This is a genomic window from Paenibacillus sp. FSL F4-0087, from assembly GCF_038020215.1.
Taxonomy (GTDB): domain Bacteria; phylum Bacillota; class Bacilli; order Paenibacillales; family Paenibacillaceae; genus Paenibacillus; species Paenibacillus taichungensis.
Genome location: NZ_JBBODJ010000001.1, coordinates 5,941,294 through 5,954,226, shown reverse-complemented (window position 1 = coordinate 5,954,226; position 12,933 = coordinate 5,941,294). Strand labels below are relative to the sequence as shown.

Below are 12,933 nucleotides of genomic sequence, written 5' to 3'. Positions count from 1 at the left end.
CCTTAGCCCCGAAGCACGATTTCCTGATAGATGGTTACGACAAACGATACGATCTGCTGTACAAGACTGAAGAAAAGCAGGCACAGAAAGGCTATAAAAGCCATGGCTACCAGGGTAAGCAGCATTGTAAGTACCGTCTTAGCCGGTGTGTACTGATGAACGGTCATGTTGCCCACGAATAACAGATATACCGTCCAAGCAACAGCAAGTGCATTGGAGAAATAATAGAAGGCTGTTTCCTGCGCGGAAATGACGAGACTCAGCCAGATCCACGGGAAATGAATCAGGAGCAGCGGCACCAATGCAAAACACGTCGACATGAAAATCTCCGAAAACTTGCCTTCTCCGTCCATCAGGGTCGTTAACGACCAGTTGGCCACACACCAGAATAGTACTGGGATAATGACATACAACACTTCAAGCAGGCTGTTCAGATACTTGGGATTGTTAAAATTAATGAGAAAGCCACTGTACTGAGCATGCAAAATTTTGGAAATCATTAGCATCAGCATAATCATGCATGCAATCAGCAATGTTGTTCGTTGATTGCGTTCATATTTCAGTTCCCAATATCCGTCGAATGGGTGAAAGATGAGATGTAGCGGATACTGGTAAAATTGTTTACTTGGCCCTTGCATTTGTTGCCCTCCTTTTCTGCCTGCGAACGATAGTGACGGATACAAACGCAGCTACAGTCAGGAATACACCGGACATTATCCACGAGAAATGCTCGCGCATCAGTTCTTTGCGGAACAGAAGAAAAGCTTTCGAATAACCCTGACGCTCCATGCTCCGTTTAAAATATTGCGCAGATTCGGCATAGTCCTTCTGACGAAGCAGCGATTTTCCAATACCCGCATAAGCATACTCCAGATTAGCGTTCATCTCGGCGGCCTTGGCGAACAACATCGCGGATTTATCCTCGTCGCCGTTATAATAACTGCTCACTGCTTCGTGCACAGTGCGTCCGTACTCCGTTGTCTGGAAAATCGTAATTTCACCCAGCGCTTTATCCAACACAAGCATCCGGTCTCCCACACGTTCCAGCGCGACTGGTGTATTAAACTGGCCCAACCGATTGCCAATACCGCCAAAGATATGTAGAAGATATCCGTCGCCGTTATAGGTGAAAATTCGCCCTCTGCTGGAGTCGAGTACGGAATACATGTCGCTGTCTCCTACATCTACATCAATCAGGCGTGAAGGCCCAGCTTCATTCGTATACATCAGATCGCCTTGGGGGTAATGATAACCTTGTCTGCGTAAAATATCGGAGCCCTGGGCATTCAATTTCTTGATTGGATCTTTGCCGCCATCACTACTCGTGGCGTAAATGAACCCTTCTTCATCTATATCCAGGTTGGTGAATTCCGTCGGCGTGAACATAACCATCTGACTGCGCTGCTCGCGCGTGGCAAATTGTTTCCACAAATACTCCACCGGATCAACCTGAACCCTGTTCGCTCCGATAAAGGAGGAGAATGTGCCGTCGACACTGAACTCCATGAATCCGTCAAACACACCCTCCGCCATGACGTAAATCCGTTCTCCCTTATCCATGACAACCCGCACAGGCTTGAATTGAAAGTCCGTTTGTAACAGATCTGATTTCGGTTCAGCCACTACCTTGACCAAGCGGCCTTGATCATCCAGATGAACGACCCTGTGATTGTCGGTATCTGCAACGAGCATATCCCCCTTTTCGCTGACATAGAGCCCTTGCGGATTTTTGAATTGCTCCTTCTTGCCCTCGCGTTCAAAGGAATCAAACGTCCGTACAAGCTTGAAATTGCGATCCAACTCCACGATGCGACCATTGCCGGAATCCAATACGAACACCCGCTGATCGGCTGTGACATGCATGTCACTCGGTTCTTTGAACGCAGTGGTGTTCAGTTTCCTGCCCGTGATAATGGACGTCGCCTCGTACGCCGCCGGAGCCGGAACGGAATCGCCCCAGTAGGAATATTGGTAAGCATCCTGCTTGCCATCTGCACTTGCGGGTGCTGCCTCTTGGCCGAACCACAGGAGGCAGACCATGCCCAAGATGATCCAGACCTGCTTGTTCCATGTGCTTTTCCGCACCTCGCTGCCTCCTTTCTACTCTTTCATGCCCGAAGTAGCCATTGTCTGCATGACACTGCTCTGGGAGATGATAAACAAGGTTATCGGCACGATCATCAGCAGCAGTGCAACCGCTGCACCAACTCCTGCTCTCGCGATCCCCCCTTGAACAATCTGACTTAGCGCGTAATGCAGCGTTTTGAGATTTTCACTATAAATAAAACTTCCACCGTCTGTTCCCCAGAGGGCCGGAAACTGCAAAATCATCAGAGTAAGCCAAGCGGGCTTTACATTAGGCATCACAATACTCCAGAAAATACGGTATTCATTCGCGCCATCAATCTTCGCTGCCTCCAGCAGTGCATCCGGGATCTGTTCCATGAACTGTTTCATCAGGAACAGTCCCAAAGAGAACGCTAGGGATGGCACAATAATCGAAGCATGACTGTTAATCCAGCCGAGCCAAGACATAACCATGTAGTTCGGGATGGCAGTGACATGCGGCGAGAACATCAAGGACAGGATCACAATCGTGAACAATACTTTTGAGCCGGGAAAACGATATTTGGCCAGCGGATAAGCGGCTGCCGAGGCCAAAAGAATATGTCCCGCCGTTCCTAATATCGTAATAAGTAACGTATTGGCAATATAGCGGGATAACGGGACCCACGAATTGCCCATCAGATTGATCAGATCCGCAAAATTTTCCGTAGTCGGGTTGTTCACCCAGAAGCGTGGCGGAAAAATAAACAGTTCATCCAGTGGTTTAAATGCGTTGTTAACGGCATATATGAGCGGGAGCACCATAAATGATCCAAACACGGCCAGCAGGGCAAACAGCATGAGGCTGACGGTAAATGACCGATTCAGTCTTTTGGGCATGCCGAACACGGCACGTACTTTGCTGGTCATTGTCATTCACCTATCTTTCTCAGCATTTTTTGCGTCAGGACGTTCGTACCAAGCATTAGAACGAACAGAACCGTTGCTATGGCAGAGGCATATCCCATCTCGAAGCGAATGGTGCCGAAGTCCATCAAGTGGGTAACGACCGTATGCGCTGCATAGTTAACACTTGGGAAACCGGCCAGGGCAATCGAAATTTCTGCTACAGCAAATGAAGCCGTAATCTGCATGACCGCACCAAACATGAGCTGGGGCCTCATCGATGGCAAGGTAATATACCAGAGCTCCTGCCAACGATTTTTGATCCCATCCACTGTACCGGCTTCCACCAGCGAGCGGTCAATCGTCTGCAAACCTGCGATAAAGGCCAGGAAGCTGGTTCCGAGACTGAGCCATAGTTGAACTATGATGACGATGGCCAGCACGTATTTCTCATCTGCGAGCCATTGGATCGGTTCCAGAATGACGCCCAGGCGCATCAGGAAGCCATTCATGTACCCGTAGCTGTCACCGGAGAAGATGATCAGCCAGATGAAGAACACGTTACCTGATATGGACGGCGCGTAGAAAACCAGCGTCATGACCGCCCGGACTTTGGGAGACAGCTCATTAATGATCCATGCAAACAAAAAACAGGCAATGTAACTGACAGGCCCAGTAATAACAGCGAATAACAACGTATTTTTCATGGCAATCAAAAAGACGTCGTCACCTAGAAACAGGCGTGAATAGTTCTGCCAACCGATAAAACGCGGCAGCTCCAGCATATTGAAGTGGAAAAAGCTGAGGCCCAGCGAAATGCCCACCGGAATGACAGTAAACATGAAAAAGATCAACATAAACGGTGCCATCAATACGTAATAGTGTCTGCTGAGATACAGATCCCGCTTCAAAAGGGACCACCAGCCCACCGGACGCGTATGGACGGCAGGAGCGGCTGCTGTCTTGGTTGTTTTTACTTGCAACCGTTACCCTCCCTTCTTTCTACTTCAGATTGAATTCCTTGCGCTTTAACTCGATTTCATCATCGATATACAGGACATAATCCGCCAGGGCCTCACGGGGGTTTTCGCTCGCGTTAACGACCTTGCGGAACGCATTATCCAGATGTCGTCCTGTAAAATAACCTCCCGGTAGCTGCGGGATACCTTGTACCCACTCCCATTGTTTCTCCAAATTCTGATAATCTTTCACGGGCCAAGGCAGCTGCTGCAGCGCCTTGATGTTGGCCGTTGGGTAACGGGCAGCTGCTCCCATGAGACCTTCCATTTCTCTTCCGTATTCAATCTGCGTCTGCTCATCGGTCCACCATTTCATGAATTCCCAGGCGGCTTCCTTGTTGGCTGCATTTTCGAACATCATCACGGCGCTAGTCGCACTGGCTACCTCATGCCTTATGGAACCGTCCGGAAGCTCAGTACCCGGAACAATGGTAAAATCCCAGAGGTTGCGAATTTCCGGTGCCATGACGGTCAGCATGTTGTACGTGGTATAATCGGCGATGCCAATCGGCATTTCCCCAGTACGGAATCGGTTTGGAAAGTCGGCCTTGAGCGGAAATTTGTAATTGGTATAGAACTGGGTCCAGCGTTTAAAAGCATCCATTGAAATCTCCGAATCCAGTGCACTCTTCTTCTGATCTTCCGTATAGAAGGTGCCATCATTTTGATACAACAGCATGGCAAAAGTGGAGTTCGGTACAAGGTTTGCATTGTTCAGCGTATCCTCGATGGGCAGATAGAACTCCATGTTGTGTTTTTGCAGCACTGCGATGGCGTTATAGACATCCTGCCATGTCTTCGGCGGTTCAAGGCCCAGCTCATTCAGGATATCTTTACGGTAAAAAAGCATCGGGAAGTGCTGCTGCTCCGGCAGCGCGTAGACCCCGTCATTGTAACGGTAAGGCGTCAGTCCGCTTTCACGGAAACGTCCGGAAATCTCTTCGAAGTCCGGGAACTTGCTCAGATCCGCTGCTGCATTTCTCATCGCATAGTTCACGGGAATGTCCTCGCCCATCTGCATGGCCACGTCCGGTCCTTCCCCCGAAAGCGTTGCTGGCAGCAGAATGTTGGGCGGAACAAGACGCAATTGTACCGAGACATCGGTATCCGGGGTAAACGAATCGTCGATCAAACCCTTGAGCACCTGGGCCTGATCTCGTCCAGTCGTAATCCATACGGTAATTGCGTCTTTCTTTTGCTCCACGTTGCCGATACTGTCGTAATCTTCCGTATAGGAAGCCACATAGGCACCCAGTTCATGTTTTGCTTGCTGAATGGCTGTTGCCTCTGCTTTAGGCAATGACTCGCCTGGCGGGCTTACAACAAGATAATCCATCGTAATAGGCTGCTCCCGCACGGTCAGAATCCAGGTACCGAGACCACCCACGTTAATCTTAAACGTGTCCAGCCGTTTCGGTACCGTCTCCGGTCTGGCAGTCATATCCTTAAGCTGGACCACCATAGCATTTAGAATCGCGACTTTATCGCTCTGCTCACCTGTGGCTTGCTCCAGGTACGCCGCTACAGAGCTGAGCGTTACCGCCTGCCGTTCAAACACCTCCGTCATCTCCGGAATACGCCGTTCAAGCTGGTAATCCCTCAGCGGATCGGGTTGATTCGAGGTGATCATCAATATTTTGCGATACATCTCGTTCAGTTCCAACACGCTGGATTCCACCGTTCGAAGTAGCGGAGCGATGTCACCCAGCGTGACCGTCATCCGTATGCGGTGTTTCCCTTTTTCGAGATGGAACTGGTAAGGCCGATCTTCTCCAGCTCCCAATACCTCTGTTTGCCAGGAGGGACTATAGTTAAAACGAATGCGTTTCATTTCCTTGAACGGCACTTTCCCGTCAATGGTCAGACTGCGGGTCGCATAGATGCCACGAAGTTGATCCTGTTTCACCTTCAACGCAATTTGATACAATCCATCTTCAGGCACGTCGATCTCCCACTCAATCCATTCACCGGGCAGCTTCCAGTTGATGCCGCCGATGGCGTTGATGCGAATTTTGGATACGTCATACGGCTCCAGCGAAGGGCTGGAGCGATCCGAGATCGGTGCCAGCGTTGGTGAAGATTTGCTTACCGCATGTTCTGCCTGCACCTTCAGCATGACAGGACCGGCCGGTTTCAAGCTACGCGTTTCATAACTCGCCCGCAAATCTGCATAGGACGGAACATCCTCCTCCTGATACAGCTCGATATAATCGATCGCCATGCTCTCCCTTAGCGAGCTGAGCGATAACTGCTGTGTACCCTTTTCAAAATAAAACTGGAACGGTTCCTCAAAGTAACCTGCGCTGTCCCTGAAGGAAGCGTACTGCCATTCCGGCTGTTCAACTTGCCTCGGCCTAAGATCATTCCCTCGATCGTCCCGGCGAACGTCTTCTTCGCGATTGCCCCATACCCTGTCAAACAGCAAGACGTCAGCACCCCTGAACGGAACCTGCCCGTTTAGCTCCAGCCTGCGTTCGATACCGGAACTTTTGCCCTCAACGGGATAATAGTGAATCCGTGCATGGTACAAACCACTCACTTTAATGGGAACATCCCAGCGAATGGTACCGGTTTCCGGTGTAATGACTGCACTGCCGTCCAATCCGGCATATCCCTGTACTACCTCGAACGTTCCACCCTCTGCCTGAACATAAGACTCACCTTCAATCCGTACGATATTGTCCGGTTTGGCGCTGCTCGTATGAACTTTCAGATAATGTTCATAGCTGCTTTCGTCGTCGGTATTGGCGACCGCTTCAAAATCTTCAAGTGCATGTACCGTTTCTGGGCTTTTATCCCGTGACGGAAAGATCGTCCAGATCGAGAACACCAAGGCCAGGACAAGTACCAGGATCAGTCCCTTTTTCTTACTTGACCGCATGTTCGAATGTATCCCCTTTCCTGTAAGCGTAGCGACCATTAAACGGTTGTCTAACCCGGACAGATCACACCGTCACTGGTGTGCTCTGCCCGCGTACAGTGATACTTATTTTTTGTAGACCTCATCAATCGCTGCCTGGAAAGGAGACTTGTATTTCTCAATCAGCGTAGATACGGATATACCTTCTTTGAGCTCCGCATCAAAATCCCAGAAAGGTAAGGAAGGAAAGGTGTTATGGTCGAGTACCAGCATGCCCTCTGCAACCTCTCTGGCATTATTGATGTCCGCTTCATCTGTCAGATGTGTCTCCAGCGTGGATTGGCCGGGATACTCGTAGATCGAATCGATCTCATTGATTTTCTCCCAGATGTACATGAGCTGTTCTGGATTCTCAACCGCTTTAGGGATTGTGATCGCTTGATAGCGAGATTCACCGGAGTGGTACGCTGATGCACTTGGCCCTTTGGGAAACGGTACAAATCCAATATCATAATCCTTCATATCTGTCATAATACCTTCGACTTCATACATGGCACCTGCATACATCAAGGTATTGCCTTGACGGAAGAAGGTAGATGGTTCTGTCCAATCGCCACCTTCTGTTGCTCTGCCGACCTTCTCCGTTGCCAGTTTGGACAAGAAATTCAGCGCTTCTTTGGTCTTTGGATCTTCCAGGTTCTGCTTATCCTCTTTGGTCAGAGAAGCTTCGTTGGAATACAGAACCGGTTCGAGCAGCCCCGTTTGAGCCAGTCCCCACGTGTCCAATTTGCCATCGTTGTTTCGATCCTTGTTCGCTTGCTTCGCCACGCTCAGGAACGTATCCCAGTTCCATTCATCAGCATCCACATATTCCTGCAGCGGCTTCAGACCAAGTTCCTGCATGAGCGTCCGGTTGTAGAAAATCCCGTTGATAAAAGAAGACTGATCCTCCGTAAACCCGTAACCTTTGCCTTCATATTGCATGTATTCCTTGGTCGTTTTCTGATTGAACACATTGTCGTTCTTGATATAATCATCCACTGGCCATAACAAATCCTGTTTGGTCAATGCTGGAATGGCGTAGTCTTTGCCCAGTCTCACAAAATCGCCAAGCGGTTCTCCTGCCATCAGTGAAGCCACCACTTTCTCCTGATACTCACCAAAATCGATGGAAACATATTCGATATTAAAGTTGTGTTTTTTCTTCAGTGCTTCTAGATTTTCGAGGCGCTGAATATTGTCCGGATTGTTGTCCTGAATCTCCATATCCCACCATGCGACCACTTTAATGGTTCGGCCACCCATATCGAAATCCATCTCTGGCGTGGAGTTTTCATTCTCGGGCTCAGTCTCCACAGGTTTTTGTTCCTCCTGAGATGCCGGTTTCTCCGGTTCAGGTTGTGCGGTCGGCGTAGAACTGCATGCAGCAATGACCAGCATGACCACAAATACCAGGTTCAGTAGCATAAACTTGTTTTTTCTCATCGTCTTCCCCCCTGAATGTGTCGTTTGCTCCCACAGTGTATCTCTCATATGAAAGCGCAAACAACCCGCTAAAATACAGATATTTACCCCGACTGATTATAGATTGACGTGCTTTTCAGTGAACATGGGAATATTCCCTTTCAATTGGTAAAGAAATGAACTTTCTGCAAGAAATGCACATTGTATGCGCTTTCTTTTATTCCCATAATGGAATTAATCCTTATTTTAAAATGACTTTGGATTGAAGAGTTCATGAGAAGGTGAGGTCATGTTTCGTGTACAATATGTTGCTTGTGGATTATAGCCGCCGGTTGTGCAGAGAGTTTCGACACCTGCTGAGCCATAACAAATCGGAATATGTCATTGGGGATTGTGTTTTCTCTTCCTCCGCGGCCTTGACCGCGTTATCCGAACAACATTTTTCAGTCGTTGTTGTACATACGGAGCAGTGTGATACGGCAGGGCTATGGCTGTGTCATTACATTCGAAAAAAAAGTAATGTTCCGATCCTACTGCTCGGCGGAAGAGATCACTTCAGACTTGTGCGGAAGGCATTAACGTATCAAGTGAATGATTATTTGCCATGTCCGGTCAGTTCCTCGGCTTTGCTTCACAGTTTGCATAGACTCAGGACTTGTCTGGAACCCGAACCTGTAAAAAAAAGCCCGCCCGTCAAACCGCCCATTCATCTCAACGGCAAAGCGCTGGAGTCAAACCATGTGATCCGTATTATCAAAGCTTATGTACGTGATCATCTTGGCGACGAAATTACACTCAAGAAAATCTCAGATATGCTCCATTTTAATTGTGCATACCTCGGACAAAAGTTTAGATTGGAAGAAAAAATGTCTTTTACTGATTACATGCTGCAACAGCGAATGGAAAAGGCCAAGCAGCTTCTGTCATCTACCAATCTGCGAATATACGAAATAGCCGTAGAGGTTGGTTACAAAGATATTGATTGGTTTTACAAAAAATTCAAATCGTATACCGGATCGAGCCCCAATGCATATCGAAGACAGAAAACTCATACCGCTTAGTCCGTGAGGATTTCCTCTCCTGTGCACCAAACCATTCAAATCTCCCATTAAAAAGCGCAAAAAACGCAGGAGCTGTTGCCTGCGTTTTTTTGTGTCCGCTTCCTTTGAAATGTAATGAAGGCTATTATGCCAAGCGGTTACTTACCTGACTTATTAAACTGGAGGAAAGTCTGACGGGTCTAACTCACTAGTGTGGATTCACGGTATTCTTGAGGTGTCATGCCCGTCAGCTTCTTAAATAGTCGGGTAAACGAATGAGCTGCCTCATAACCGACTTGCAGTGCTACCTCACGCACCATAAGATCCGTATTGCCTAGCAGTTCCTTGGCTCTCCGAATTCGGCAATCGTCAATAAACTCGGACAAGTTGATTCCGGTTTCCTGCTTAAAGAAACGGGATAGATAGGACGGGTTGAAATGATTCAATTCAGCCAGTCGGACCAGGGATAGATCCTTTTCAAGGTTATTCTTAATATAGCTGCATATCGTCTGGGTCACCAGGTTAGCTCGTTCCTCTTCGTTCGATTGCTTAAAGTGCACCAGCTCATCTGCTGCGCGATACAGGTGATACACGGCATCCTTCATACTGCGATAATCTCCGAGATGAAGCAGGCTTCGCCGATCAGGGATTTGGTGCCCCCAACGATTGAATGTCGAATACAGCATCAGTGCCAGATGATAGTACGTTTCCATCGCACGTTCCATAATCACGTCCTGTTGCAGCAGTTCATTTGCCAGCTCTTCAAAAACATCATAAAAAGACTGGAATCTTCCGGTTTCCAAATAACCGGACATCAACTCAATCCGATTTGAAATGCGCACGGACTCCTTGGAAGTACCCATAGCAGGTTCTTCTGTTTTATCCGTTAACACCATGGATACCCCGTCTCCAATCTTCATCCACTGTAGTAACCGCAGACGTTCATATTGGCTTGGAATTTGGGACCATTGATAGCCCTGTCCACTTAAAGTAAAAGCAATGGATAAGCCTAACGAAGACTGGCAAGCTTCCTGAACAAGTTCCAATGTGCCCTCGACATATGTGACAAAGTGATCGTCTGGGCTAGCATTTTCCCTCTTGGGTTGAAGCAGCCAGACTGCATCACCATAATGATCCGTTACACTTGTATTTACCGCATGTTCACGAATAAAAGAAGATCCGATAACTCGTACCGATGCTTGAACGTGTTCCAGATCAGCATGCTCTCCGGGCGGCTTGTTGAATCGACCAAGCACCAGATACACCGGGGATTCTACTTGTAATCCGATGTTTCTTCGGGTGAGTTCAGCTTGTATCTCATGCAAGGAATCGGTCGGTGTACATTTCTGAAGAAGCTTACGCACATATTCCTCCTGTTGCAACGCTGCCAATCTTGAGGTAATCTCAAGCGATTGTTCCAGTACTTCATTCATGCTGTAACTTTGCCGAATCTCTTCCATCACCTGATCGACGACAGTCATTACTTTGTCATAGCCCTCTGTTTTGAGTAAATAACGCACATTGGTCATTTGAAAAGCCTTGTACGCATACTCAAAATCGCTGTGTCCTGTCAGAAAAATAACACGACAATGTGGCCATCGGGTCTGAATTTCCTCAGTTAGTTCCAGTCCGCTTATTCCCGGCATGCGAATGTCTGTCAGCACAATGTCAATCCTCGAGCGTCGCATCCAGGTCAATGCCTCCGCAGCAGAGTAGGCTTTACACACGTCAAGTTTGTCAGGCATATGTCTGGCGAACGTCTCATACAGACTATCCGTTATAATCTCCTCGTCATCCACGATCAGAAGTCTATACATTCGTTATCTGATCCCCTTCCTTCTGATGAATTCGTACCGCGACTTTCAATCCCTGCAGCTCACTCCGGGAGAGAAAAAGGCCACTTCCTTCCCCGTAGGTCAATATGAGACGTCTGTGAATATTCATTAATCCTGTCATTTCATCTGTGCCTGTTTCATTGTGCAGGCGTTCTTTGAGACGCTCAATGTCTTCCATCTGCAGATCCATACCGTTGTCTTCCACGATGAATTCGACATAGTTTGCTTCCATGCGGAATTGTACGCGCAAGAAACCCATACTCGTGTTTTTTTCAAGACTATGCTCATAAGCATTCTCGATAATCGGCTGAATAATAAGCCTGGGCACCTGAATCTGATCCATTCCAGGGGGGACTTGCCCAAAGTCCACCTTGATTCGTCTGGAGAATCTTAATTGCTGAATTTCCGTATAGATTCGTGAATGTTCCACTTCCTCCTTCAAAGTCACTTGATCTGTTTCGTTTCTGGTGATGAAGCGAAAATATACGCCAAGCATATTTGTGAATTGTTCAATTCGCTCCGTGTCTCCTGTTCTGGCGAGCGAGTTCAGAATGAAGAAGCTATTGTACAGAAAATGCGGATTAATCTGGGATTGAAGCTGTCTCAATTCGGCCCGCTGCATCATCATTGTCTTTTTGAAATCACGGTCAATCAACTGCTGAAGATTTTCAATCATATGATTGAAACGACTGTAGAGAAAACCGAATTCGTCTTTACGATGATGGTTGATCGGAATATCCAACACGCCTCCCTCCATTTTCTTGAATCTTTTGACAAGCAGCAGCAGCGGAATATGGATCAGCTTGTAACTGGAATACAGATACGCTGCAATGGCGATGAATGAAGTGATAGCAAAGATCCAGGCCCACTGAACAAATTTACTAAGGGGTTTGGTTACGATTTTCTCCGGCAAATAAGTGGCTACGGACAAGCCCAAGTTATTCATATGAAGCTGATTCACATGATACAAGGTTCCCTCCACGTTCACCTGAAAATTGTCATGCTGATTTGTAAGACTATATTTACGGTGACTGGACAGAATGACATCACGCTGCTGCTGATCTGAGATGGCATGCCCTGTTTGATTCTCGATCAGCAATGTTGCACTCTCGGGATACAGATTAAGTTGTGACAATTCATTTTGAAATTTGGCGGTATCCAGTTCCACTTGGACAACAAACAGGGGGGCATCTCCTCGCTTGCCTGGTAGCCGAACAGCGCTAAGGTTCAGATTGTCACTTTTTACAGTAAAGCGAACGCCTTTCCCTTCAAGATTTGAGCTAAAGTAACTAAAGGAATCATGATCGAAGTCATCCATGCCTTGCACTGCCGATATGCTCTTGTTGACTGCAGGGATATGTACGTAAACGTTCTTGATGTAAGCACTGCTGTTCTTGAATGAGGCCAGTCGCTCAGATAAATAATTCAACGTTTCACGTCTTTCCACTTGGTCCATCATGTTCCAGAGGATGGCAATCCGGTTCAGTTTGCGGTCCTCAGCGATATCAAACTGCTGAAGCTCCAACCATTCAATCTCCCTGTTCAGCTCCATGGCAAATTGGTTCAGGCGCCGATCCGTCGACAGGGATATTTCCTCGCTTGCCGTATCGTAACTCCAATGATACAAATAAACTCCCAGAAGGATCAGAGGAATCACAAAAACCAGATAGGTCATGATTAATCTTGCAAATATGCTGTTAAACCACGATTGGGCAGGAATTCTCAACAATCCGTTCACCTCCTATGCACCTGGCTGAAATAGG

Annotated in this window: 9 protein-coding genes; 1 reads left to right on the top strand and 8 read right to left on the bottom strand. The window is 47.7% G+C overall.

What is annotated here, in order from left to right; genetic code table 11:
- Nucleotides 1-2: 2 nt before the first annotated feature.
- From MHB84_RS27170 to MHB84_RS27145, 6 genes are all read right to left on the bottom strand, one after another.
- Nucleotides 3-638 carry a Yip1 family protein gene (locus MHB84_RS27170; protein ID WP_076288846.1) on the bottom strand — a complete coding sequence of 212 codons (636 nt, stop codon included), beginning with the start codon at nucleotides 636-638 and terminating at the stop codon, nucleotides 3-5.
- Nucleotides 622-2,085, bottom strand: a complete 1,464-nt coding sequence (locus tag MHB84_RS27165) for a hypothetical protein (protein ID WP_256716789.1) — start codon at nucleotides 2,083-2,085, stop codon at nucleotides 622-624. The genes MHB84_RS27170 and MHB84_RS27165 overlap by 17 nt, the downstream gene beginning before the upstream one ends.
- A 15-nt stretch (nucleotides 2,086-2,100) precedes the next feature.
- Entirely contained in the window at nucleotides 2,101-2,976 is an 876-nt protein-coding gene (locus tag MHB84_RS27160) for a carbohydrate ABC transporter permease (protein ID WP_076288847.1), read from the bottom strand.
- Nucleotides 2,977-2,978: 2 nt separating this feature from the next.
- Entirely contained in the window at nucleotides 2,979-3,881 is a 903-nt protein-coding gene (locus tag MHB84_RS27155; RefSeq protein WP_256716794.1) for a carbohydrate ABC transporter permease, read from the bottom strand.
- A 73-nt stretch (nucleotides 3,882-3,954) separates the two neighbouring features.
- Nucleotides 3,955-6,852, bottom strand: coding sequence for an extracellular solute-binding protein (locus tag MHB84_RS27150; RefSeq protein ID WP_076288849.1), 2,898 nt, complete (start codon nucleotides 6,850-6,852; stop codon nucleotides 3,955-3,957).
- Nucleotides 6,853-6,957: 105 nt separating this feature from the next.
- Nucleotides 6,958-8,316 carry an extracellular solute-binding protein gene (locus MHB84_RS27145; protein ID WP_076288850.1) on the bottom strand — a complete coding sequence of 453 codons (1,359 nt, stop codon included), beginning with the start codon at nucleotides 8,314-8,316 and terminating at the stop codon, nucleotides 6,958-6,960.
- 284 nt (nucleotides 8,317-8,600) lie between these two features.
- Here MHB84_RS27145 and MHB84_RS27140 point away from each other — a divergent pair, with 284 nt between their 5' ends.
- Nucleotides 8,601-9,356: a helix-turn-helix domain-containing protein gene (locus MHB84_RS27140; RefSeq protein WP_125477352.1), complete on the top strand. Its 756-nt coding sequence runs from the start codon at nucleotides 8,601-8,603 to the stop codon at nucleotides 9,354-9,356.
- A 179-nt stretch (nucleotides 9,357-9,535) separates the two neighbouring features.
- Here MHB84_RS27140 and MHB84_RS27135 read toward each other — a convergent pair whose 3' ends face one another.
- Nucleotides 9,536-11,152: a response regulator gene (locus MHB84_RS27135; RefSeq protein WP_076288852.1), complete on the bottom strand. Its 1,617-nt coding sequence runs from the start codon at nucleotides 11,150-11,152 to the stop codon at nucleotides 9,536-9,538.
- Nucleotides 11,145-12,908 (bottom strand): sensor histidine kinase, encoded by a 1,764-nt coding sequence (locus MHB84_RS27130; RefSeq protein ID WP_318261424.1) that lies wholly within the window; start codon nucleotides 12,906-12,908, stop codon nucleotides 11,145-11,147. Before MHB84_RS27130 ends, MHB84_RS27135 begins: the two co-directional genes overlap by 8 nt.
- Nucleotides 12,909-12,933 lie beyond the last annotated feature (25 nt).